Source organism: Acuticoccus sp. MNP-M23, from assembly GCF_031195445.1.
Taxonomy (GTDB): domain Bacteria; phylum Pseudomonadota; class Alphaproteobacteria; order Rhizobiales; family Amorphaceae; genus Acuticoccus.
Window position 1 is genome coordinate 2,782,869 of the sequence record NZ_CP133480.1, and the last position, 22,137, is coordinate 2,805,005.

Annotated in this window: 22 protein-coding genes; 4 read left to right on the plus strand and 18 right to left on the minus strand. The window is 65.7% G+C overall.

Annotated elements, in window-relative coordinates; translation table 11 throughout:
• Window positions 1-4 precede the first annotated feature (4 nt).
• From tgt to coaD, 4 genes are all read right to left on the minus strand, one after another.
• Entirely contained in the window at window positions 5-1,108 is a 1,104-nt protein-coding gene (tgt, locus tag RDV64_RS12865; protein ID WP_309195323.1) for a tRNA guanosine(34) transglycosylase Tgt, read from the minus strand.
• Window positions 1,105-2,169, minus strand: a complete 1,065-nt coding sequence (gene queA, locus RDV64_RS12870) for a tRNA preQ1(34) S-adenosylmethionine ribosyltransferase-isomerase QueA (RefSeq protein ID WP_309195324.1) — start codon at window positions 2,167-2,169, stop codon at window positions 1,105-1,107. Before queA ends, tgt begins: the two co-directional genes overlap by 4 nt.
• Window position 2,170: 1 nt before the next feature.
• Entirely contained in the window at window positions 2,171-2,710 is a 540-nt protein-coding gene (locus RDV64_RS12875; RefSeq protein WP_309195325.1) for a peptidylprolyl isomerase, read from the minus strand.
• A gap of 61 nt (window positions 2,711-2,771) precedes the next feature.
• On the minus strand, window positions 2,772-3,266 hold the full coding sequence (gene coaD / locus RDV64_RS12880) for a pantetheine-phosphate adenylyltransferase (RefSeq protein WP_309195326.1): 495 nt from the start codon (window positions 3,264-3,266) through the stop codon (window positions 2,772-2,774).
• 374 nt (window positions 3,267-3,640) lie between these two features.
• Between coaD and RDV64_RS12885 the strand changes: the two genes are divergently transcribed.
• Window positions 3,641-3,946, plus strand: a complete 306-nt coding sequence (locus RDV64_RS12885) for a hypothetical protein (protein WP_309195327.1) — start codon at window positions 3,641-3,643, stop codon at window positions 3,944-3,946.
• A 113-nt stretch (window positions 3,947-4,059) separates the two neighbouring features.
• Complete coding sequence (locus tag RDV64_RS12890; RefSeq protein WP_309195328.1) at window positions 4,060-4,323, plus strand: hypothetical protein; 264 nt, start codon at window positions 4,060-4,062, stop codon at window positions 4,321-4,323.
• 114 nt (window positions 4,324-4,437) lie between these two features.
• On the opposite strand, the gene gyrA is transcribed toward RDV64_RS12890, so the two are convergent.
• The 6 genes from gyrA to RDV64_RS12920 all read right to left on the minus strand — a co-directional run bounded on the left by gyrA (window position 4,438) and on the right by RDV64_RS12920 (window position 11,284).
• The gene (gene gyrA / locus RDV64_RS12895; RefSeq protein ID WP_309195329.1) at window positions 4,438-7,215 is read right to left on the minus strand and encodes a DNA gyrase subunit A; all 2,778 of its coding nucleotides are present in this window, start codon (window positions 7,213-7,215) and stop codon (window positions 4,438-4,440) included.
• Window positions 7,216-7,312: 97 nt separating this feature from the next.
• Window positions 7,313-7,801 (minus strand): YceI family protein, encoded by a 489-nt coding sequence (locus RDV64_RS12900; RefSeq protein WP_309195330.1) that lies wholly within the window; start codon window positions 7,799-7,801, stop codon window positions 7,313-7,315.
• 126 nt (window positions 7,802-7,927) lie between these two features.
• Window positions 7,928-8,878 carry a protein phosphatase 2C domain-containing protein gene (locus RDV64_RS12905; protein WP_309195331.1) on the minus strand — a complete coding sequence of 317 codons (951 nt, stop codon included), beginning with the start codon at window positions 8,876-8,878 and terminating at the stop codon, window positions 7,928-7,930.
• A complete protein-coding gene (locus tag RDV64_RS12910) occupies window positions 8,769-9,296 on the minus strand; it encodes a single-stranded DNA-binding protein (protein ID WP_309195332.1) in 528 nt (175 codons plus the stop codon). The genes RDV64_RS12905 and RDV64_RS12910 overlap by 110 nt, the downstream gene beginning before the upstream one ends.
• Window positions 9,297-9,408: 112 nt before the next feature.
• Window positions 9,409-9,990 carry a flavodoxin family protein gene (locus tag RDV64_RS12915; RefSeq protein WP_309195333.1) on the minus strand — a complete coding sequence of 194 codons (582 nt, stop codon included), beginning with the start codon at window positions 9,988-9,990 and terminating at the stop codon, window positions 9,409-9,411.
• Between the two features lie 145 nt (window positions 9,991-10,135).
• Window positions 10,136-11,284 (minus strand): hypothetical protein, encoded by a 1,149-nt coding sequence (locus tag RDV64_RS12920; RefSeq protein ID WP_309195334.1) that lies wholly within the window; start codon window positions 11,282-11,284, stop codon window positions 10,136-10,138.
• A gap of 91 nt (window positions 11,285-11,375) precedes the next feature.
• Between RDV64_RS12920 and uvrA the strand changes: the two genes are divergently transcribed.
• Together uvrA and RDV64_RS12930 are read left to right on the plus strand one after the other, a co-directional pair.
• On the plus strand, window positions 11,376-14,276 hold the full coding sequence (uvrA, locus tag RDV64_RS12925; protein ID WP_309195335.1) for an excinuclease ABC subunit UvrA: 2,901 nt from the start codon (window positions 11,376-11,378) through the stop codon (window positions 14,274-14,276).
• A 147-nt stretch (window positions 14,277-14,423) separates the two neighbouring features.
• Entirely contained in the window at window positions 14,424-14,576 is a 153-nt protein-coding gene (locus RDV64_RS12930; RefSeq protein WP_309195336.1) for a DUF1127 domain-containing protein, read from the plus strand.
• A gap of 86 nt (window positions 14,577-14,662) precedes the next feature.
• On the opposite strand, the gene rbsK is transcribed toward RDV64_RS12930, so the two are convergent.
• The 8 genes from rbsK to RDV64_RS12970 all read right to left on the minus strand — a co-directional run bounded on the left by rbsK (window position 14,663) and on the right by RDV64_RS12970 (window position 21,997).
• Complete coding sequence (rbsK, locus tag RDV64_RS12935) at window positions 14,663-15,577, minus strand: ribokinase (protein WP_309195337.1); 915 nt, start codon at window positions 15,575-15,577, stop codon at window positions 14,663-14,665.
• A 14-nt stretch (window positions 15,578-15,591) separates the two neighbouring features.
• Complete coding sequence (locus tag RDV64_RS12940) at window positions 15,592-16,029, minus strand: RbsD/FucU domain-containing protein (protein WP_309195338.1); 438 nt, start codon at window positions 16,027-16,029, stop codon at window positions 15,592-15,594.
• A 117-nt stretch (window positions 16,030-16,146) separates the two neighbouring features.
• Window positions 16,147-16,629 (minus strand): Holliday junction resolvase RuvX, encoded by a 483-nt coding sequence (gene ruvX / locus RDV64_RS12945; RefSeq protein WP_309195339.1) that lies wholly within the window; start codon window positions 16,627-16,629, stop codon window positions 16,147-16,149.
• Entirely contained in the window at window positions 16,626-17,339 is a 714-nt protein-coding gene (locus RDV64_RS12950) for a polysaccharide deacetylase (RefSeq protein WP_309195340.1), read from the minus strand. Before RDV64_RS12950 ends, ruvX begins: the two co-directional genes overlap by 4 nt.
• Window positions 17,336-18,445 carry a glycosyltransferase gene (locus RDV64_RS12955; RefSeq protein ID WP_309195341.1) on the minus strand — a complete coding sequence of 370 codons (1,110 nt, stop codon included), beginning with the start codon at window positions 18,443-18,445 and terminating at the stop codon, window positions 17,336-17,338. Before RDV64_RS12955 ends, RDV64_RS12950 begins: the two co-directional genes overlap by 4 nt.
• On the minus strand, window positions 18,442-19,521 hold the full coding sequence (locus RDV64_RS12960; RefSeq protein WP_309195342.1) for a glycosyltransferase family 4 protein: 1,080 nt from the start codon (window positions 19,519-19,521) through the stop codon (window positions 18,442-18,444). Before RDV64_RS12960 ends, RDV64_RS12955 begins: the two co-directional genes overlap by 4 nt.
• Entirely contained in the window at window positions 19,518-20,780 is a 1,263-nt protein-coding gene (locus RDV64_RS12965; protein ID WP_309195343.1) for a glycosyltransferase, read from the minus strand. The genes RDV64_RS12960 and RDV64_RS12965 overlap by 4 nt, the downstream gene beginning before the upstream one ends.
• Window positions 20,780-21,997 carry a glycosyltransferase gene (locus RDV64_RS12970; protein ID WP_309195344.1) on the minus strand — a complete coding sequence of 406 codons (1,218 nt, stop codon included), beginning with the start codon at window positions 21,995-21,997 and terminating at the stop codon, window positions 20,780-20,782. The genes RDV64_RS12965 and RDV64_RS12970 overlap by 1 nt, the downstream gene beginning before the upstream one ends.
• Window positions 21,998-22,137: the final 140 nt, after the last annotated feature.

Below are 22,137 nucleotides of genomic sequence, written 5' to 3' on the forward strand. Positions count from 1 at the left end.
CGCCTCAGCCCCAGACCGGGCGCAGCCGCTCGTAAAGCGCGGCAAAGGTGCCGGTTTCGATTGCCGCCCGCATCTCGGCCATCAGATCCTGATAAAATGCAATGTTGTTCCAGGACAGAAGGGTTGCGGCCAGCGGTTCGCCGACCCGCACCAGATGGTGGAGATAGCCGCGGGTGTAGTCGCGCGCGGCAGGGCAGGTGCTGTTGGGGTCGAGCGGGGTGTGGTCGTCGGCAAAGCGGGCGTTCTTGAGGTTGAGCTTGCCTTCTGGCGTATAGGCGACGCCGTGGCGGCCGGCCCTGGTCGGCATCACGCAGTCGAACATGTCGATGCCGCGGGCGACGGAGCCGAGGAGGTCGCCGGGGGTGCCGACGCCCATGAGGTAGCGTGGTCGATCCGCCGGAAGGTGCGGCACGGTGTGGTCCAGCGTTCCGAACATCTCGGCCTGCGGCTCGCCGACGGCAAGGCCGCCCACCGCGTAGCCGTCGAAGCCGACCTCAAGCAGCCCCTCAGCGGAACGCGCGCGCTCGGCGGGGTCGGTGCCGCCCTGCACGATGGCAAATTGCAGCCGCTTGTCGGGCACGGTCTCGAGAAAGGCGCGGCGGGCACGGGCGGCCCACTCCAGGCTGAGCGTGACGGAGCGCGCGATCGCCTCCGGCGTTGCCGGCAAACGAACGCACTCGTCCAGCTGCATCTGGATGTCGGCGCCGAGCCTGAGCTGGATCGACACCGCCTCTTCCGGCGTCAGCCGGTGCATGGAGCCGTCCACATGGCTTTTGAAGGTGACGCCGTCGTCGTCGATCTTGCGCAATGCGGAGAGGGACATGACCTGAAAGCCGCCCGAATCCGTGAGGATCGTACCATTCCAGCCCATGAAACCGTGAAGGCCGCCGAAAGCGGCGACCCGGTCTGCGCCGGGCCGCAGCATCAGATGATAGGTGTTGCCCAGCACCACCTCGGCGCCCGTGGTGGCGACATCGCGCAGCTGCATCGCCTTGACGGTGCCTTGCGTGCCCACGGGCATGAATGTGGGTGTTTCCACCGTGCCATGGGGGGTGGTGACGCGGCCGCGACGCGCGCCACCGTCGGTGCCCAGAAGCGCAAAGCTCATGTGCGCCACAGGAGCGACGAGTCGCCGTAGGAGTAGAAGCGGTAGCCCTCGCCGAGAGCATGATCGTAGACGCGCCGCATGGCCGGATAACCGATGAACGCCGCCACCAGCATCAAAAGCGTGGAGCGCGGCAGGTGAAAATTGGTCATCAGCCCGTCTGCCACACGAAAGGTGTGCGGGGGGCGGATGAAGAGAGCGGTTTCGTCCGAAAACGATTTCAGCGTCCCGCCCGCTGCGGCGGACTCCAGAAGCCGCAGCGCGGTGGTGCCCACGGCAACGATCCGCCCGCCAGCAGCCTTGGTGGCCGCAATCTCGGCAACGCTTGCGGCGCTGATCTCGCCCCATTCGGCGTGCATCTTGTGGCCGTCCATGGTGTCGGCGCTCACCGGCAGGAAGGTGCCGGGGCCGACGTGGAGGGTAAGGCGGGTCATCGCGATGCCGGCGTTGGCGAGGGTTTCCAGCAGGCCCGGCGTGAAGTGGAGGCCGGCGGTGGGAGCCGCAACGGAGCCCGGCGGTGCTGCGTACACGGTCTGATAATCGTCGGTGTCGCGGGCGTCGGCTGCACGGCGGGCGGCGATGTAGGGCGGCAGGGGCATCCCGCCTGCGGTGAGTGGGTCGCCGGTGAAGGCGACCGTCACGCTGGGGCCTTCGCGGGTTTCCACAACGCCCTCGACGGCGCCGCCGGGCGCGGCAAAGGAGAGCCGGTCGCCGGTGCGCACGCGTTTGGCGGGCTTGGCGAAGGCGTGCCACCGGCCGTCGCCGCGATTTTCGATGAGGGTGAGGGCTATCCCGGCGGTGCCCTCGTCGCGGATGCGGCTGCCGGTGAGCTGCGCAGGGATTACGCGGCTGTCGTTGACGACGAGCCGGTCACCGGGGCGCAGAAAATTGGGAAGGTCGTGGACGCGGGCATCGGCGAGCGGTGTGCCGGGCGTATGGACGAGCAGCCGGGCGCTGTCGCGCGGCACGGCGGGGCGCAGCGCAATCTGGCTCTCGGGCAGCTCGAAATCATAATCGCTGAGACGGGCCCCGGGAGGGCCCGTCTCGATGGTGGTTTCGGTCACGTCAGCTGTCGGATGCGATCCGCGCCTTGACGATCTTGTCCGGGTTGGCGACCGCACCGTTGTTCTGCATCGTGCCGGCGTTCAGGCCGTCGATCGTTTCCATGCCGTCAATCACGCGGCCGAACACGGTGTACTGATTGTCGAGGCTCGGCGTCTTGTCGAACATGATGAAGAACTGCGAGTTGGCGCTGTTGGGGTCCGACGTGCGGGCCATGGAGACGACGCCGCGCTCGTGCTTGGTGGCGTTGAACTCCTGCTTCAGGTCCGGCAGGTCGGAACCGCCGGCGCCGGTGCCCGTGGGATCACCGGTCTGCGCCATGAAGCCCGGAATGACACGGTGGAAGACCACACCGTCATAAAAGCCGTCGCGCGTGAGCGACTTGATGCGGTCGACGTGGTTCGGTGCGACCTCGGGGAGAAGCTCGATGGTGACCGGGCCATCTTCCAGCTCGAGGATGAGCGTGTTTTCGGGGTCCTGTGCGGCGGCATGGGCGCTGGCGAAGATCGCCATGGCGGCAGCGGCGAGCAAACGGTTGATCATGTTTTTTTCGTCCTTTCGGGTCGAGGTATCGAATGGACAACGGCTCGAACCCGGATGCGGTTCAGGCTGCTGTCCGTTCAATCAGCATCGTTGCCACGTGCGGTGGCACGAAAGCGTCGACTTGACCACCCAGCTTCGCGATCTGTCGCACGAGGGTTGCCGTAATATGGCGCACACCGGGGGACGCCGGCACGAAGACGGTGGATATCTTGGGCGCCAGAGCCCCGTTCATACCCGCCATCTGCATCTCGTAGTCGAGGTCGGTCCCGTCGCGCAGCCCGCGGATCAGGAGGCTGGCGCCGGCATCGGCCGCGGCCTGGGTGACGAGGTTCTGGAACGAAACCACCGAAAGGCTGTTCTTGTCGTATGCGGCGTGCGCTTCGAGCGATTGTCTGATCATCGCCTCGCGCTCCTCGAACGAGAACATCGGGGTCTTGCCCGGATGGACGCCGATCCCGACCACCACACGGTCGGCCAGCGTGAAAGCGCGGCTCAGAACATCAAGATGGCCGTTGGTCATCGGGTCGAATGAGCCCGGATAAAAAGCAATCCGCATCGGGTTTCAATTCCTCGGTAAAGAAGGCCGCCTGGCGGGGCACAGTCTAGCTTCGTTCGAATCAGCTGGAATTCTGGTCTTCCACCTGCGAATTCCAAATAGTTAACGCCGAACCCCTGAAAACGTTAACGCGCTCCCAAAAAAACTAAGCTGTGAATTGGGGAACTTTTTTACGTCGAATTCGATTTCATTAATATCGGCGGTGCAGGAGCGCGCTGCCCCTCTCCAGGGTGATCCTCTTCGATCTTCCCGGAAAGTGGCAGCAAACTTGGTCTCCCTGCCAGGCTTCGGAAGTTTTGTGATGCGAATCACTAAGGTTTTTCGAAGCTGCCGTTAACTTGATGTGTAACGCAGTATCAACACCGGAGCTTCCCATGACTTCCGACCGCCGCCTCCTGACGCCCATCTCTGCAACCATCGTTGCCGGCGCGATCGTTGGCATCGCGACCCTCGGAGGAACCATGGCTGGCAATCAGGCTTCGGCCACGAAGGCCGACCGGTTCGCCATGGTCGGTGAAGAGCTTTGCGAAGGGCAGTCCTGGCCGAACCTGACGCCGGCATGCCTGAACTGGTCCGAGGGTGTCGAGTCCGGCCCGGTGCGCTTCGTGACCCTCACGGACACCGATGGCGCCGCCGGCCAGACCAATCTGGTCCGCGTCCGCGACATCGTTACCAACTGATTTAGTCAACAAAAAAAATCGCGGAACGATAAATTTGTTCCGCCGTTATCCACAGAGTGTTGCGCAAAGATCGAAGCGCACCATGTGTAGAAGATGGAAATTAAGGAAGCGTCATGAAAACGTTCCGCATCAAAAGCTCTGTTGTTGCTACCGTGGCCGGTGCCGCCCTGGTCTTCGGCGCCTTTGCAGCGAACACCATGACCCAGGCCCCATCCGTCGCTGGTGTGAAGGGTGATCGTCTCGGGATGACCACGCGCATCTCATGCGATGCCGGCTGCATTGCGCACACTGACCGGATTGCCGCCGCATTCGACACCGTGGCTGCGCACGACAGCGAGAACGGCGTCTCCGTTTTGACCCGCGTCCGCTACGACTAGGTCAGCAGTACAAGCCTCAACATGAAAACAGCCCGCACTCGCGGGCTGTTTTCATGTTGAGGGCAGGGCAATTCAAAAAGGCCGTGCGGGCAGGCAGCCCGCACGGCCTTTTTGTCATGAGCCGTTGTCGTCGCCAGCGCCGGTGTCATCGGCACCGTCTTCCGTGGCGTCGATATTGCCGTCCGCGTCAATCTCCGGCGCGTCGTCGGCTTCGGCCTCTTCGGTTACCCGTTCAACCGAAACGACGTTCTCGCCATCGCCGGTCTTGAAGATCGTCACGCCCTGGGTGGCGCGGCCGGCGGTGCGCACACCGTCCACCGGAACGCGGATCAGCTGCCCGCCATTGGTGACGAGCATGATCTGGTCGGTATCGTCCACCGGGAAGCTTGCCACAAGCGGGCCGTTCCGGTCGTTGACCACCATCGCCTGGATGCCCTTGCCGCCGCGCGAGGTGACCCGGTACTCGAACGAGGATGTCCGCTTGCCGTAGCCGTTCTGCGAAACGGTGAGAATATGCTCTTCCGACGCGCTCATCGCCGCATAGCGCTCCAGCTCGACGATGCCGTTCTCTTCCTCCGCGCCTTCTTCAGGCGGCGCATCGGTCTCGCCGGCAACTGCACGGCGCATCTTCAGGTACGCCGCGCGCTCTTCGGAGTTGGTGGCGAAGTGGTTGAGGATGCTCATGGAGATCACCAGATCGCCGTCGCCAAGAGAAATGCCGCGCACACCCGTGGAGGTGCGGCCCGCAAACACGCGCAGTGCGGTGATGGGGAAGCGGATCGCCTGACCGCTGGCGGTTGTAAGGAGCACATCCTGCTCCGGCGTCGCAATCTGCACACCGAGAATGCCGTCACCCTCGTCGAGCTTCATGGCAATCTTGCCGGCGCGGTTCACATTGGTGAAGTCGGAGAGCTTGTTGCGGCGGACATTGCCTTTTTCGGTGGCGAACAGGATGTCGAAGTTGCCCCAGCTCGCCTCGTCCTCCACCAGCGGCAGGATCGAGGTGATCCGCTCGCCCTCCTGCAAGGGCAGGATGTTGGACAGGAACTTGCCGCGTGATTGCGGGGCGGCCTGCGGAAGGCGCCACACCTTTTCCTTGTAGACGATGCCGCGCGACGAGAAGAACAACACCGGGGTGTGGGTGTTGGCCACGAAGAGCCGCGTCACAAAGTCCTGGTCGCGGGTGGACATACCGGCGCGGCCCTTGCCGCCGCGGCGCTGCGCCCGGTAGGTGTCGAGCGGAACCCGCTTGATGTAACCGGCGTGAGACACGGTAACCACCATGTCCTCGCGGTTGATGAAGTCTTCATCCTCAAGGTCCGGGCCGCCTTCGGCAATCACCGTGCGGCGCGGCGTCGCGAATTCTTCCTTCACCGCGGCAAGTTCGGCCTTGATGATGGTCTGAACGCGGGAGCGGCTGCGCAGGATGTCGAGATAGTCGGCGATCTGCTCGGCGAGCTTCTTCAGCTCGTCGCCGATTTCGTCCCGGCCGAGAGCGGTGAGGCGCTGCAGGCGCAGGTCGAGAATGGCGCGGGCCTGATCTTCGGACAGGCGGATGGTGCCTTCTTCGGACAGGCGGTGGCGCGGATCGTCGATCAGCGCAATCAGCGGGCCCATGTCGTGCGCCGGCCAGTCGCGATCCATGAGGAGGCCGCGGGCGGTGGCGGGGTCGGGCGACGTGCGGATGAGGCGGATCACCTCGTCGATGTTTGCCACGGCAACCGCAAGGCCGACCAACACGTGCGCCCGGTCCCGCGCCTTGCCGAGAAGGAACTTGGTGCGGCGGGCAATGACTTCTTCGCGGAAGGCGATGAAGGCGGAGAGGAAGTCCTTCAGGGTCAGCTGCTCAGGGCGGCCGCCATTCAGCGCCACCATGTTGCAGCCGAACGAGGTTTGCAGCGGCGAGAAGCGGTAGAGCTGGTTGAGCACCACGTCGGCGTTGGCATCGCGCTTCAGCTCGATGACGACGCGCATGCCGTCGCGGTCGGACTCGTCGCGCAGGTCCGAGATGCCTTCCACGCGCTTTTCGCGCACCAGATCGGCGATCTTCTCCACCATGGTGGCCTTGTTCACCTGGTAGGGGATCTCGTCGATGACGAGGGCTTCACGCTCCTTCGCCATCGTTTCGACGCGCACCTTGCCGCGCATCAGCACAGAGCCGCGGCCCATCTCGTAGGCCGAGCGGATGCCGGAGCGGCCGAGAATGATGCCTCCGGTGGGAAAGTCCGGCCCCGGCACGTGCTCCATCAGGTCGGCGATGGTGAGGGCGGGATCGTCGATCAGCGCGGTGGTGGCGTCGATGATCTCGCCCAGATTGTGGGGCGGGATGTTGGTCGCCATGCCAACGGCGATGCCGCCTGCACCATTGACCAGAAGGTTGGGAAAGCGCGCCGGCAGAACCACGGGCTCGCGCTCGGACCCGTCATAGTTGTCCTGAAAATCGACCGTGTCCTTGTCGATGTCTTCCAGCAGCGAGTTGGCGACCTTTTCGAGCCGCACCTCGGTATAGCGCATGGCGGCGGGGGAATCGCCGTCCACCGAGCCGAAATTGCCCTGGCCATCCACCAGCGGCAGGCGGAGCGAGAAGGGCTGCGCCATGCGCACCAGCGCGTCGTAGATCGCCGAGTCGCCATGGGGGTGATATTTACCCATGACGTCACCGACCACGCGGGACGACTTCTTGTAGGTGCGATTCCACTCGTACCCGTTTTCGTGCATCGTATAGAGGATGCGCCGGTGTACGGGCTTGAGGCCGTCGCGCGCATCCGGCAGCGCGCGGCTGACGATGACGCTCATCGCGTAGCCGAGGAAGGATTTCTCCATTTCCGCCGTAATGGAAATGCCGGAAATGCCGTCGCCGGCTGGCGCGCCGCTGTCGTTTTCGTCGCTCACGAAGCTTTAGTCCTGCGATGGATCGGGAGACATTCTTGTTTATGCGATTGTGCGGTCAGATGCTACCGCCGCGGCCCCGCCATCCAGAGAAACCGGCTTAACGGGTGGGGCGACGGGCCACAAAGTGCATCCGCACCTCGGCGGAACGCCCGTAAAGCGGCCGGCCGGCCGTTACGCCGAAGGCCGTGCGGTCGATGGTGCCCTCCAGGACAGCCTGGATGCGCCGCTGGTTGAAGCGCACGATTCGCCCCGAAAACGTTGCCGGCAGCGTCACGCCCTTGATGGTGAGGTTGCCATCCACGGTGATCTCGTCGCCGTTCTGGCGGATCCGGCTGGCGCTGAAGCTGCCGGCAGGGTGGTTGTCCACATCGAAACCCTTGGGCCCGCGCATCTGGCGGGCGGCCATCTGGCTGCGGGTGTTGAGCGCCCGCGTGTCCATCCGCGTGGTCACTTCGGTCACGACGCCGCCGCTGACCACCAGCGACCCGGAGAACGGCACCTCCGCACGAATCCGGCCCGGTGCGCCGGACACGGTGATCTGTGCCATCGAGCGATCCGGCACGATCTGGTAAACACCTTGCGCCAATGAAGCAGCCTCCGCGCCCAGTGGCGCCAAAAAGAGAAACGCGAGAAAAGCGGCAACAGGCGACGCTTTGGTGAACATCATGACTTCAGACCTCTTCCGTGTGCAGCAGCCGCACGTCCTGGAAGATTATGCCTGAACGCCATCAAAACGCACGAGCAAGGCCGTCGCATCGTCCGATTGCTTGAACCGGGGGAAGCGCGTGTTGTCGGCGTCGGCGGTTTCCGTGGCGCGGATCTGCGCCAGTGGTCCGGCCAGCCCATCTTGTGCCGCCGCCATCAGACCGGGCGGATCGAACAGGGCATAGTCGACCACGGCAGCAAAATAGCCGTCGGTCATCAACAGGGCGTCGGCGGTCGGGGCCAGGGGGTGGCGGTGAATCCGGGCGCCTTTCCCGTCCCAGGTGCCGGGGGCGAAGATCGGGAAGCCACCCGGCGCATTGGCCTGGTTGCGGGAGGCGCGCAGGTTGGCCAGCACCGCGGGCGTGCGCTCGAAGCTGCCGTGCATGATGCTGGCGGCGTTGGTCTGCTCTCGCGCCCGGCCTTCTTCGGTGCCGCCATAACGGGCGCAACCGGTCGCATCCGCCACAATCGTCGCGCAATCGCCGAGCTCCGCAATTTCGATGTGGTCGCCGTTGTCGCGCACAAGAAGGAAGGCTGCGGCCGGAATTTCGTAGCGATGCTCCGGTGCGCGGATGCGCTCGGCCGCAAAGCGCGCCGCAACGGCCCGGTTGGCGCGCGCCAGCAGCGCATCCGGCGTTGGCGCATCGGCATGCTCGGTGAAGGCTAGGTGGATGGCAGCGGTCAGCCAGGCCGCATCGCTCGGCGCGTCCAGCAGCGGCGCGTCCGCTAGGCCGGTGGCGCCGTCGATGATCCAGGCATAGGCGCCGGCGGCGCCGCAGCCGTCCTCGTTCGGCCGCCCCGGTTTGCCCGGAGCGGAAAGCTGTTCGATGGTGTGAAGCACGCTGGTGTCAGAACGGGATATCGTCGTCGTAGGGTTCATCGGCCGGGGCAGGGCGCCCACCGCCGCCGCCGGAACCGCCGCGGTCGCCGCCGCCATAGCCGCCACCGCCGCCGCCATAATTGCTTGAGCCGCCGGCGCCGCCGCTGGTGCCACGGTCATAATCACCGCCGCCGCCACCGCCGGGCCTGCTGTCCAGCATTTGCAGGACGCCGCCGAAATTCTGCAGCACCACCTCGGTGGTGAAGCGCTTCTGGCCCTGCTGGTCTTCCCACTCGCGGGTTTGCAGCGCGCCTTCGATGTAAACCTTCGAGCCCTTTTTGACGTATTGCTCGATCACGCGGCAGAGGCCTTCCGAGAAGACGACCACGCGGTGCCACTCGGTTTTCTCGCGCTTGTCGCCGGACGTGCGGTCGCGCCAGCTCTCTGTGGTCGCGATGCGCAGGTTGGCGATGGGGCGGCCGTCCTGCGTGCGGCGGATTTCCGGATCGGCTCCCAGATTGCCGATCAAGATGACTTTGTTGACGCTGCCGGCCATGGCCTCTCCTCTCGTGTGCGCGCCACCTTAACAGGCGGGCCGCGCAGCCACACGCCCCAAGACGCAGTTGCGCACAGCCCGCCCCCAGAGAATCTGGCGCGTTCGCCCCCGGTCAGATGTCGGCGGGCGGCGACCAGGTTTTTGAGAAGGCGGCCACGCGCTTGCCCAGATGCTCGCCGGTGAGGCGGTCGCTTTCCGGCGGACACGCGTCCGGACCCTCGTCGACATTGGACTGGGCCATGGCGCCGATGGCACTGCCGAGGCGGTTGAGGTCATCGGACGAGCCCGTGGACGAGTTGTTGCCGGGCATCAGGCCGAGGCTGATCCACACCATCATGTGCTGTGCCGCAAGGCCCTGCATCTGAATGAGAGTGGACTGCTTTTCGCCAGTCAGCGAACCGGAGTTGGTGAACCCGGCGGCCAGCTTGTTCTTCCACTTGCCCTCCATCCAGCGCTTGGACGTGGCATCCTTGAATTCCGAAAAGCCCGCGGAAGCCGTGCCCATATAGGTGGGAGAGCCGAAAATGATGGCAGTGGCATCATCCAGCGTCTGCCACTCGGAATCGCCCATTTCCTGCGTGTTGATGAGGTGCGCGTCGACGCCTTCAACGGACGAAGCGCCCTTGTGTACGCGCTCGGCAAGCACCTTGGTGTGGCCGTAGCCCGAATGGTAGACGATCGCGACAGATGGCATGGTATTCCCTTTCAACAAACGCGGTGGACGCGCGGGTGAGACGCCGCAATCCATGTTGAAAGGAAAGGTGCTGTAGCACGTAGACGCCGCAAACCCCTGCTGCTGCATTGCAGAGATGCAGCAGCCAAAGAGCTGCGGCGCGCTGCTATTTCGCGCCTTGCTTTGCCTTGCCCCCCGGCTTGCCCTTGCCGGCGGGTTTTGGCCCCGCGCCCGGCTTCTTCTTGCCGGGGGCAGCTCCGGTCCTCGCCTTCTTGCGCGCACCGGTCTCGCCGCGAAAATACGGCATCAGCCCCAGGCGGGTGATCCACGGCGTCAGCGGATGCGGCTTCACGTCATAGAGTGCAAACGGCGACTTCATTTCCAGAAGGCGACCCGCCGGGGATTTGGTGAGGTCGAACGCATATTGCGCCGACTGGAGGATGACGCCGGCAAGGGATTCCAGCTCATCTTCGGAAAGGTGCGGCGGATCGGTCGGTGTTACGGTCGGCTCCGGCAGCACCACGCCGAATTCGCGTTCCAGAAACGCAAGCTCCGGAGCGCCGGCCTTGCGTGCAATCTCCAGCGAAGCCTCCGGCAGCACATATTTCGGCCCGCCGATGGCATCGAACGCGCGGCCGACCGCGGTTGGCAGCTTTTCGCCGCCAATCGCCAGCGCCCGGTCCATCAGATAGATGCCCATCACGGACAGCGCCTCGTTGGTCTTGACCCGCACCAGCTTCGGCGCCACCGCGCCGACGCCGAGAACGTCCAGCGCATCGTCGATCACGTCGCCATTTTTCAGGAGGCCGCGGTCGAACGGGCGCACGATCATGTTTTCGGGCCCGACCGCGTCGGTCCAGCGCTTGAGGATCATCCGCAGCGGCACGATACCGGGATTTTCTTCAGCCTGGGCCAGCCGGCCGCCCATGCGCACGCGCTGGTGCGCGGCCGAAGACGCAAAGCCGACCGGGTGGCGCACGTACACCAGCACCTTCAGCGTTTTGGCCAGCGGGCGCAGCAGGGCCACCAGCGCCTTCACCTCGTCATCGGTGAGGCGGACGAACGTCTCTGTGGATATCATCGCCTGCGGCAATGATGTCGCCTTCAGCGCTTCAACGAAATTGCGGACCACACGGTGGTCGCCTTGTGTGGTGAGCGGCGCATGGAATTTGCGCGCCATGGGGTGATGCGCCGGGTGACCGTCCCAGAAATGCAGGCCATGCTCGGCCAGTAGAGCGGCATTGTCGCGGAATGTGAATTGCAGGCTGGTCGTGCCGGTCTTCTGATGACCGATGTGCAGCGTCAATTGATCCATGGTGCCTCGCCACTCTTACCCGTCGTCAGCCATTGACCCGAGCCGGACAGGGGCACAGGTTCAAGGCTGATCAGATCTTTATTGATGGCCCATGCAACAGCGCAAGCGTGTCGTCCCCGAACGGCAACTCGTCGTCAAAGGGGCCAGAGAGCACAACCTTAAAAACGTCAGCGTGTCGCTTCCCCGCGACAGCCTGATCGTGTTCACCGGTTTGTCCGGCTCGGGCAAGTCCTCTCTGGCCTTTGATACCATTTATGCCGAGGGGCAGCGGCGGTACGTCGAGTCCCTCTCGGCCTATGCACGCCAGTTCCTGGAAATGATGCAGAAGCCGGACGTCGACCAGATCGACGGCCTGTCGCCTGCCATCTCCATCGAGCAGAAGACGACGAGCAAGAACCCGCGCTCCACCGTCGGCACCGTCACCGAGATTTACGACTACATGCGCCTTCTGTGGGCGCGGATCGGTGTGCCGCACTCGCCGGCGACGGGGCTGCCGATCGAGAGCCAGACGGTCTCGCAGATGGTCGACAAGGTGCTGGCGCTGCCGGAGAAGACGCGGCTTTACCTGCTTGCCCCCATCGTGCGCGGCCGCAAGGGCGAGTACCGCAAGGAGCTTGCCGAGCTGCAGAAGAAGGGGTTTCAGCGCGTCAAGATCGACGGCACCTTCCACGAGATCGAGGAAGCGCCGGCGCTCGACAAGAAGTTCAAGCACGACATCGACATTGTGGTGGACCGCGTGTCGACCCGGCCGGACCTTGCGACTCGCCTTGCCGACTCAATAGAGACGGCACTGCGCCTTGCCGACGGCATCGCCATTGCCGAGTTTGCGGACGAGAAGGATGGCAAAGAGCCGCGCCGGATGGTGTTTTCGGAAAAGTTCGCGTGCCCTGTCTCCGGCTTCACCATCGCCGAGATCGAGCCGCGGCTGTTCTCGTTCAACGCCCCCACCGGCGCCTGTCCCACCTGCGACGGCCTTGGCACCACCTTGCGCTTCGAGCCGGACCTTGTGGTGCCCGACGACACGTTGACGCTGGCCGATGGCGCAATCCTCCCCTGGGCGAAAACCGGCAACACCAGCCCCTATTATGCCCAGACGCTGGAATCGCTGACCGCCCACTATGGCGCCGAGATGACGACGCCGTGGAAGGACCTCGCGGACGATATCAAGAAGGTGATCCTCTACGGCTCCAAGCGCGAAAAGATCCAGTTCGTCTATGATGACGGGATGCGCGCCTACAAGACGTCCAAGACCTTCGAGGGCGTGATCACCAACATCGAGCGCCGCTGGAACGAGACCGAATCCACGTGGGTGCGCGAGGAGCTGTCCCGCTTCCAGTCCGACGCGCCGTGCGAGGCGTGCAACGGCTACCGCCTCCGCCCCGAGGCGCTGGCGGTGAAGATCAACACCGCGCACATCGGCGAGATCACCGCGCTCTCCATCCGCGACGCCGCACCGTGGTTCGAGGAACTGCCCGAGCACCTGACCGAAAAGCAGAACGAGATCGGCCGCGCGATCCTCAAGGAAATCCGCGAGCGGCTGCGGTTCCTCAACGATGTGGGGCTCGACTATCTCCAGCTCTCGCGCGGCAGCCGCACCCTTTCGGGCGGGGAAAGCCAGCGCATCCGGCTCGCCTCACAGATCGGCTCCGGCCTGACCGGCGTGCTCTATGTGCTGGACGAGCCGTCCATCGGCCTCCACCAGCGCGACAACGCGCGCCTGATCGAGACGCTGAAGCGGCTTCGCGATCTCGGCAACACCGTCATCGTGGTCGAGCATGACGAGGACGCGGTGCTCGCCGCCGACTATGTGCTCGACGTTGGCCCCGGCGCCGGTGTCCACGGCGGCGAGATTGTCGCCGAGGGCACGCCGGACGAGATCCTCGCCAACCCCAACTCGCTCACCGGGCAGTACCTGTCCGGCGTGCGCGAAATCCCGGCGCCCGCAAAGCGGCGGCCGCGCAAGAAGGGCCGCGAGATCCGGGTGGTCAACGCCACCGGCAACAACCTCAATGGCGTCACGGCCGAGATCCCGCTGGGGCTGTTCACCGCCGTCACCGGCGTGTCGGGCTCCGGCAAGTCGACGCTGGTGATCGAGACGCTGTTCCGCGCCGTCAGCCGCAAGCTCAACAAGAACCGCGAGCAGCCGGCGGCGCACGACGAGATCACGGGGCTCGAACACCTCGACAAGATCATCGACATCGACCAGTCGCCCATCGGCCGCACGCCGCGCTCCAACCCCGCCACCTACACCGGCGCCTTCACGCCGATCCGCGACTGGTTCGCCGGGCTGCCGGAATCCAAGGCGCGCGGCTACGGGCCGGGGCGCTTCTCGTTCAACGTCAAGGGTGGGCGCTGCGAGGCGTGCCAAGGCGACGGCGTCATCAAGATCGAGATGCACTTTTTGCCGGACGTCTACGTCGAGTGCGATGTGTGCAAGGGCAAGCGCTACAACCGCGAGACGCTGGAGATCGAGTTCAAGGGCAAGTCCATCTCCGGCATTCTGGACATGACGGTGGAGGAGGGGGGCGAGTTCTTCCAGGCCGTGCCCGCGGTGCGCGACAAGCTGGTGACGCTGAACCAGGTCGGTCTCGGTTATATCCGTATTGGCCAGCAGGCGAACACGCTGTCCGGCGGCGAGGCCCAGCGCATCAAGCTCGCCAAGGAGCTTTCCAAGCGCGCCACCGGCCGCACCCTTTATATTCTCGACGAGCCGACCACGGGGCTCCATTTCCACGATGTGGCAAAATTGCTCGAAGTGCTCCAGCAGCTTGTTTCCACAGGCAATACTGTGGTGGTGATCGAGCACAACCTCGAGGTCATCAAGACCGCGGACTGGGTGATCGACATCGGTCCCGAGGGCGGGGACGGGGGCGGCGAGATTGTCGCAGCCGGCACGCCCGAGAAGGTCATGAAGGTCGCGAAAAGCTATACGGGTCAGTATCTTGCCGAGCTTCTGGGGCGGCGCGGGCCGCGCAAGGTGGCGGCCGAGTAGGGCGCGCCGCGCGCGAACCTTGCGCAGGCGTTAACGGAGCGCCTGCGCCTATCTCAGGGCAGCCATGATCTTATCGGGGGTCACATCGCGCCAGCCCTACCTCATATGGGGTGCATCGCATATCGCACCGCACAATGAGGAATTGAAATGTTCGATCGTATCTCCCGCGCCTTCCATAACTGGCGCGTCACCGTTGAAACCACCGAAGAATTGTCCCGCCTGTCCGACGGTCAGCTGCGCGACATCGGCCTGACCCGGGAACAGATCCCGGAAGTTGTTCGCGGCCGCAACATCGCCTGACCATCATGACAAATCCTCCGAGGATTTTTCAAAGAAAGCCGGCCCCGCAAAGGCCGGCTTTCTGATTCTCGGGGCCTGATCAGGCGCTAGAGCTGCCCGTCGATCTCTGCCCGGTTCGGCATGGCGGCCGATGCACCGGCCCGCGTGACCGCTATTCCCGCCGCAGCGCACGCAAAGCGGACCGCCTCCAGCGGCATGGCACCCTCCGAGAGGGCCGCCGCCAGCGCACCGTTGAAACAATCTCCCGCACCTGTGGTCTCTTCAATGGGGCCGGCCGAAACCGCTTCGACCAGCTCGCTCACCGTGCCGTCGTGGTACAGCGCGCCAAGTTCGCCCAGCGTCACGATCACGGCACGGGCGCCGCGCCTGCGCAGATGCTCGGCGGCAATCCGCGCCTCCTCCAGCGTGCCGGCGGGGAGGCCCGTCAGCGCCGCCACCTCACCCTGGTTGGGGGTGACGTAATCGCATAGTGCCAGGAGCGCATCGGACACCTCGGCCGCCGGGGCCGGGTTGAAGATGGTGGTGACGCCGGCATCCCTGGCAAGGGCAAGCCCGCGTTCAGCAGCCGGGATCGGTTGCTCCAGCTGAGTGACGAACACGTCGGCACCCGCAATGGCTTCCCGTGCGCCGTCAATGTCTGCCGGGGACAGCGCACCGGCGGCGCCGCTTGCCACGATGATTGCGTTGTCCCGCGTCTGGGTGGAGACGAAGATGAACGCCGTGCCGGTGGGCCGCGCGTCGTCGCGGATCACCGCGTCGGTTGCAATGCCGTCGGCGTGCCAGGTGGCGAGCGCGGTTTCGCCGAAGGCGTCCTTACCAATCCGCGTGACCATGGACACGGTGGCCCCGGCGCGCGCGGCGGCAACGGCCTGGTTGGAACCCTTGCCGCCTGGGCCAAGGCGGAAATTTTCGCCCAGAATGGTCTCGCCCATGGCGGGCAGGCGCCCCGCCTCGAAGGTGAGGTCGGCATTGAAGATGCCGAGAACCGCGACGCGGCCCATGTCAGCGCCCCCGCTCAAGCATCGGGTGCAATCACGCCCTTGGTGAGGATGATGCAGCCGTAAAAGCGCCGCTCACCAGTGGAAATCACGCAATAGGCGTTCTTGGCTTCCTCGTAGAATGCGAACCGCTCGATACCGCGCAACTGGCCCGCGGAGGGCTCGTGCCGGTCGAGCAGCGCCTGCACCTCGGCCTGGATTGCGGGGATCTCGTCCGGTGCGCCCATCACTTCCATGCGGGCAGCATCTTCCACCGGAAGCACCGAGAGGATCGCCTCGATGGCATCCGGAACGGAGACGTTGGCAATGGCGATGAGGTCGCCAAGGCCGGTCTGCCTTGCGATGTGATCGGCGGGAAAATTCCCGTCGCAGATGACTACGGTGTCGCCGTGGCCCATGGAGCGGAGCGCGTAAAGGACGTCTGCGCCAAGGCGCGGGTCGAGACCCTTGAGCATTGTGGTTCCCTCATGGCCCGGCTTGTCCGGGCGCGGTGTTGGCCGGGCCGGCTGATGCCAGCGTTGCCTGAAAAAAGCATCCGCGCGCCCGGCGGGCAAGGGTTTGCGCCGCCCGCGTCAGCGATCGCGGGTGGGGAGGCCGATGGCGCGCAACCGGTCGAGTGCGCCTTGCAGGATGAGGGCGGCCGCAATCTTGTCCACTGATTCCTGCCGTTTCGCGCGCGAGACATCGGCGGCAATCATCGTGCGCGTGGCCTCGACGGTGGACCAGCGCTCGTCCCAGCCGACCACCGGCCGCGGGTCGAGCTTTGCCAGATTGCGGGCAAAGGCACGGGTGGACTGGACGCGCGGGCCAGCCGTCCCGTCCATGTTGAACGGCAGGCCGACCACAAAGGCCGTCACCTTGTAGCGGTCGGCAAGGGCAATAAGGTCCGCTGCATCGGCTGCGAACCGGGTCCGGCGGATGGTTTGCAGCGGCGAGGCGATGTGCCAGCCATCGTCCGCCACCGCAATGCCGATGGTCTTGCTGCCAAGGTCGAGGCCGAACAGCGGGCCCTGGTGGTTCGCCAGCCCTTCGATGGGGATGAAGGGATCGCTCATGGCGCGGTGCCGAAAAGCTCGCGCGCCCCGGCCCACCGTGCGCCGGGGTGCCGTGCCACCAGCGCGGCAAGCTCGGTGACGAAACCCTCGATGGCGTCGTCATGGTCGATATGGTGGGTGAGGATGCCGATGGGGCCGTCTTGCGCGATGGCCTTGTCGATCATCGCGGCAAGGGCAGCGTCCGGTGCAAGGCTGCGGTCGCTGCGCCAGGCAATCGGGTCGATGTGGGTGTCGACGCGCCGGAGCGGCAATTGGGTGGTGCCTTCGCCGTAAAGTGAGAGGCCGATATAGCCGGCATCGGCAAGGGCGGGGCCAAGTTCGGGCCGCATCCGGTTCCAGGGCGGCACGAGGACGGGGACGAACGCTTCGCCGGCAAGACGCCTGCGGGCCGCGGTGAGCCCTTCGATGATCGCGGCAACGGGCCGCCCGTCGCCCAGCTCCGCCGCCTTGCCGGTGCTCTGGTGGTTCTCGTGGGCAACGCCGTGCTGGAGAATGGAAATGTCGGCGCTGGCGGCAAAGGCCAGCAGGGCCGGTTTGGCGCGGGCGGGGATCGCTGCAAGGGCGAGCGGGGCGCCTGCGCGGTCTGCACAATCGGCCAATCGGTCGAGCTTCGGGCCGGGCAGCACGGCGTCGTCGTCCCGCCACCAGAACACACGGGGCGCTGCAACGCTCCGGTCGAGGTGAGATTCCAGTTGCGCAAGCGGGGTCACAGGCCCTCCAGCAAAATGGCCGCGCTGCGGCGGGCGCCATCCAGATCCAGCGTCAGGCGGGGGGGCGGCGGCGCCTCCACCACCCGCGCAATTGCCATCAACAGGGTGCGCGGCGTCAACTTCTTCTCCGGAAGCACGCCGGCAAGGCCGCGTGCGGCGAGCGCGGCGGCCCGGTCGGTCTGCTCGGTCTCTTCGTGTTCGGCAAATGGCACGAAGACAGCGCGCGGACCGGCGCTCAGAACGTCGAGCACGGTATTGTAGCCCGCCTGGCTGACCGAGATTGCAGCGCCGGCCAAAAGCTCCCGGAAGTCGGCGCGGTTGTCTTCGATGATGGCGTTGGGCGGCGCCACCTCGCGCCAATGGGCGGCATTGTCGGCCAGCGAGGGCGGCACCAGAATGCGCCAGTTGCGCCCGCGATTGCGGATGGCGGCATCCACCGAAGCCGACAGGAGGCCCGCGCCCACCTGACTGCCGCCGGCCGACACCACAATGCCGCTGCGCGCGCTTGCAAAGGCCGGGCGGGCCTTGCCATCCACGAAGCCGGTGTAGCGGATGAGATCCGCAATCCCATCGGCGGTCGAAAAGCTGTCGCCCAGCGTCACGAACCGCGGGTCGGCATGGACGAGTACACGGTCGAACATCTGGCGGGCGCATTGTGCCATCGCCTGCTGCTTCGCGGCCGATTTGCGCACCAGAACATCGCGGATGGAGCTTGCGGTGCGTCCACCGTTTGCCCGCACGGCGGTGAGTGCAGGCTCCAGCTCGCCGGCGAAGCGGCGGCGGCCGAAGGGGAAGCTCTCGGTGAGGAACACATCGGGCCGCAACCGCTCGACCGCTGCAAGGAGCGCTGCGGTCCGGTCGGCAGCCAGCGCCTCGTAGGGGGTGCCGTCCGCAGCTTCGATGAAGTGGAACGAGGCATCGGTGGCCAGAACCGGCGGGAGCTGGATGATTTCGAGGCCGGAGAGGTCGAGCGTTGCGGGCGACGCGGCGCCCAGCACCAGCGTCACCTCGGCGCCGGCCGCCTTCAGCGCGCGGGCGATGGCGGTGGCGCGCACCGTATGGCCCGTGCCCAGCAGGTGCTGCACCCAGATGAGAACGCGCTTCATTGCCGGAGGGCCGCGGTGTGGCGGCGCCTGGCATGGGCAAACAGCGCATCAAGCCGTGCGGCGCCTGCGCCAAGGTCGTTTGCGGCGGCAAACGACCGGGCAGCCTTCCCGGTGGCGCTCAGGCGCGCGGGGTTCGACAGGAGCGCGAGGATGGCCGCGGCCAGCGCATCGGTCTTGCCGGGCGGGACCAGCACACCGCCATCCCTGACGATATCCACCACGCCGCGCGCTGCGCCGCCGATCACCGGAAGCCCGGCGGCCTGCGCCTCCAGAAAGACGAAGCCGAAAGGCTCTTCGATGGCCGGCCAGACAAAAAGATCAGCGCCTGCAAACAGCGCGGCAAGGTCTGCCTCGGCAAGCCGGCCCACAAATGTACCTGGCGCAAACAGCGGCTCCAGCCGTGCCCGCTCCGGTCCGTCGCCGGCAATGGTCAGCGATGCCTCCGGCATTTCGCCCGCAACCTTGCAAAAAGCGCTGGCGAGCAGCGCGACGCTGTCGGCCTTGCGCCCCGGCCGCATCATGGCGGCGGATACGATCTGCCGGCCACCCGGTGAACCGGTGTGCGGTGCGGCAAAGGGGGCCGTGTCGATGAAAGGCTGAAAGGGCACGAGCGCGTGCGGGACGAAATCGGCCAGCGCCGGCCGGTCCCGTGCGGTGACCGCCCCCACAGCGTTGGCGGCCGCCAGCGCAGCGTCGGCGCGTGCGAAGCCTTCGGCCCAGGGGCCGGTTGCTTGCCGCGGCGACCGGCTTGCCTCGACAATCGCATAGGCCGCGCCGTAGTGGGCGGCGAGGCGGGGGCCCAGCAGGTCCGGCGCCTTGTGGTAGTTGTGGTAGGTCAAAACGATATCCGGCTTGAACGAAAGCGTTTCGATGGTTTTCGCCAGCGCGCGCGGGGCCTCGGCCTCGATGGCCGCAAGGTCCTCCGGCGCATTGCACCGGGTGACGAACGGGGAGGCGAGGGCTGCGGTGTGACCGCCCGTGGCAAGGGCTTTCAGGATCAGCCGTGCGAAGGTCCGGTCGCCTGACGGCGTTGACGCATCCGGCGGCTTCATCGGCGTCAGCAGTGCGACCTTCATCCGGTGGCGCCAGCTGCCCCGACCCGCAGAAGGCGGCTGCGCAGCGTTTCGAACCCGGCGACAGGCAAAAAGTCGGCGCGCACCCGGACTGCGCCCGCTGCGCCCAACGCAAGCCGCTTTGCAGGGTCTGCCGCCAGCACTTCAACGGCCTTCGCCAGTGCTTCGGGTGCGCGTTCGGGCACCAGAATGCCGGTTTCCGGCGTCACGATTTCGGGCACTGCGGAAACCGCCGTGGAAATGACGGGAAGTCCCATGGCCATGGCTTCCATGATCACGTTGGGCAGCCCGTCCCGGTCGCCGTTCTTCGCGATCCGGCTGGCAAGAACGAAGAGGTCGGCCGCGGCGTAGGTCTCGATCACCCGGTCCCGTGCCATGGAGCCGAGAAAGGCAACGCGCGCGCCAAGCCCCAGCCGGTCCGCCAGTGCCTGAAGGTCCGGCACCAGCGCACCGCCGCCGATATGGCTGAAGCGCCAGTGCAGGCCTTCCGGCAATCTCGCAAGGGCGCGGAGCAGATCGTCGAGGCCCTTCTTCTCGACCGCCCGGCAGACGCTGACGATCTCGATGGGATCGCCCGCCTCACCGGTGTGCGCCACACGGGCGGGCGGTTCTGGAAAACGCGCGACATCGAGCCCGTGGTAGACGAGGTCGATCTTGGCGGGGTCGTCTGACAGAGCGCGCAGGACGCGGGCGTTGTAGGCGGTGCAGGTCGCACCCCATGCGGCATCGGCAATCTTGGTGCGCAAATCCCACTGCGGTGTGGTGTAGATATCCTTGGCGTGGGCGGAGAAGGCAAAGGGCAGCCCGCGCATCTTTGCTGCGTACCGCGCCACGGAAGCCGGGGTGTGGAGGTAGTGGACGTAGATCTGCGCCACATCGGCCGGGAGCTCGGCGGCAAGCACCGCGGCCTGGCCCCAGCGGCGCCGGCGGCTCGCGGAAGGGTCGCGCGCCAGATCGGCGGCATAGGCGCCTTCCGCGTCGGCAAAGCCGGGGAGGGCGCTGGCCGCCTTCATCCCGGCGCGCACCCGTGGCGGGTCGTCCTTCAGATACTCCGGCAGGTAGAGGACGGGGGCGGTGATCTCGTGGTGAAGGTCGTGCAGCGCGCCATCGGTCGGGTGGCGCAGCGAGACGATGAGGAGGTCGAACCCCATCCGCTGCAAGCCGAGAATTTCCTGCGCGATGAAGGTCTCCGACAGGCGCGGATACCCTTTGACCACAACCGCAATCCGGCCGGCCTTCTGCGCCCGCGATGTGGCGGTCATCAGCGTACGAGCGTCAGCGGAGGCTGCCCGGGCTGCCGTCCTTTTTTGAGAATGTCGCGCGTGCGCTGGTTGATGATGTCCAGCCCGGAGAGAAGATCGCCAACACCAGCGGCTGAGGGGGGCGCCCGCTCCGGCAGCTCCACCAGCGCCTGTAGCATGATGTCGACGTCCGGGTAGGCGTCGATGGGAAGCGAGGTGACGAGGCCGACCTTCTCCGCATTGGCAGCGCGGATCGCCTGTTCGCGCCGCGGCACTACGCGCGGCACCAGCAGCGTCGGCTTGTCGAAGGACAGGATCTCGCAGAAAATGTTGTAGCCGCCCATGCCGACAATGGCGGTGGCATCTGCCATCAGCCGCTCGATGGTGGGCGTGAAGCGGATGATGTGGACGAGGCGTAGCGCTTCGGCGCGTGCCTTGAACTGCGCCTGCGCCTCGGCGGGCATGAAAGGACCCAGCACGATGAGCGCGGGGAACAGCGGCTTCTCGTGGGCCTCGTAGGCGCGCAGCACCCAGTCCACCAGCTCCATCCCGTCGCCGCCACCACCGGGCGTCACCAGAATGTAGGGTTCGCCGTCGAACGGGATCTCGTCGGTGCCGGAATCCACCACCGGAATGTCGCGCCGCAGGTACCCGGTGTAGACCATCTTGTCCCGCACCTTTTTGGAGACGTCGATGCCCTGCAGCGGGTCGTGGACCTCTTCCTTGCCGTAAACCCAGATCTCGTCGTAGATCTCTTCCAGCGCGTGGACGGCGTTCTTGCGCGCCCACTCATCGGCAAGGCTGATCGGGTCGTCCATCACGTCGCGCAGGCCGAGCACCAGGCGGGTGCCCTGGTCGCGCAAGCGGTTGAGGGTGGGTTCCACCTCCCCGCGCAGGCCCAGCGGCTCCTTGTCGACGATGAAGATATCCGGGTCGAACACTTCTGCCGTGTGCTCGATGATGGAGCCGCGCAGCTTGAGCGTGTGCTCGATGTCGAGCTGGAGGGAGAGCGCCGAGTAGCCGCCGTTGCGCTGCTTGATGACGCCCGGCACGCGGACGAAATCCACCCGCGAGCGGAATTCGAAACTGCCGATGATGGGCGAGCCGGACAAGATGATGACCGACAGCTTGCTCATGTCGCCGACCATCGCATGGGCGATCGCGCGGCAGCGGCGCAGATGCCCCAGGCCGAAGGAATCGTGCGAATAGATGAGAATTCTTGGTTGTCCGTTGGGCATCAATTCACGCCTTCATCGGCAGACGACATTTTGAAAGCGCGCTTCGGCGCGGCCGGGTCCGGAAAAAGTCCGTTGGGGAACAGGGATTAGCCCAAATGGACAGTTGCGACAATCTTCCGCTTTGATAACGTCCCCACCCA

Coding starts and splice junctions, on each gene's coding strand:
- tgt (WP_309195323.1), bottom strand. CDS start 1,108: ATGAGCTTTGCGCTTCTGGGCACCGACGGTGGCGCGCGTCGCGGCCGC.
- RDV64_RS12875 (WP_309195325.1), bottom strand. CDS start 2,710: ATGATCAACCGTTTGCTCGCCGCTGCCGCCATGGCGATCTTCGCCAGC.
- coaD (WP_309195326.1), bottom strand. CDS start 3,266: ATGCGGATTGCTTTTTATCCGGGCTCATTCGACCCGATGACCAACGGC.
- RDV64_RS12885 (WP_309195327.1), top strand. CDS start 3,641: ATGACTTCCGACCGCCGCCTCCTGACGCCCATCTCTGCAACCATCGTT.
- RDV64_RS12890 (WP_309195328.1), top strand. CDS start 4,060: ATGAAAACGTTCCGCATCAAAAGCTCTGTTGTTGCTACCGTGGCCGGT.
- RDV64_RS12905 (WP_309195331.1), bottom strand. CDS start 8,878: ATGGCGGCGGCGGTGGCGGCTATGGCGGCGGCGACCGCGGCGGTTCCG.
- RDV64_RS12910 (WP_309195332.1), bottom strand. CDS start 9,296: ATGGCCGGCAGCGTCAACAAAGTCATCTTGATCGGCAATCTGGGAGCC.
- RDV64_RS12915 (WP_309195333.1), bottom strand. CDS start 9,990: ATGCCATCTGTCGCGATCGTCTACCATTCGGGCTACGGCCACACCAAG.
- RDV64_RS12920 (WP_309195334.1), bottom strand. CDS start 11,284: ATGGATCAATTGACGCTGCACATCGGTCATCAGAAGACCGGCACGACC.
- uvrA (WP_309195335.1), top strand. CDS start 11,376: ATGCAACAGCGCAAGCGTGTCGTCCCCGAACGGCAACTCGTCGTCAAA.
- RDV64_RS12930 (WP_309195336.1), top strand. CDS start 14,424: ATGTTCGATCGTATCTCCCGCGCCTTCCATAACTGGCGCGTCACCGTT.
- rbsK (WP_309195337.1), bottom strand. CDS start 15,577: ATGGGCCGCGTCGCGGTTCTCGGCATCTTCAATGCCGACCTCACCTTC.
- RDV64_RS12940 (WP_309195338.1), bottom strand. CDS start 16,029: ATGCTCAAGGGTCTCGACCCGCGCCTTGGCGCAGACGTCCTTTACGCG.
- ruvX (WP_309195339.1), bottom strand. CDS start 16,629: ATGAGCGATCCCTTCATCCCCATCGAAGGGCTGGCGAACCACCAGGGC.
- RDV64_RS12955 (WP_309195341.1), bottom strand. CDS start 18,445: ATGAAGCGCGTTCTCATCTGGGTGCAGCACCTGCTGGGCACGGGCCAT.
- RDV64_RS12960 (WP_309195342.1), bottom strand. CDS start 19,521: ATGAAGGTCGCACTGCTGACGCCGATGAAGCCGCCGGATGCGTCAACG.
- RDV64_RS12965 (WP_309195343.1), bottom strand. CDS start 20,780: ATGACCGCCACATCGCGGGCGCAGAAGGCCGGCCGGATTGCGGTTGTG.
- RDV64_RS12970 (WP_309195344.1), bottom strand. CDS start 21,997: ATGCCCAACGGACAACCAAGAATTCTCATCTATTCGCACGATTCCTTC.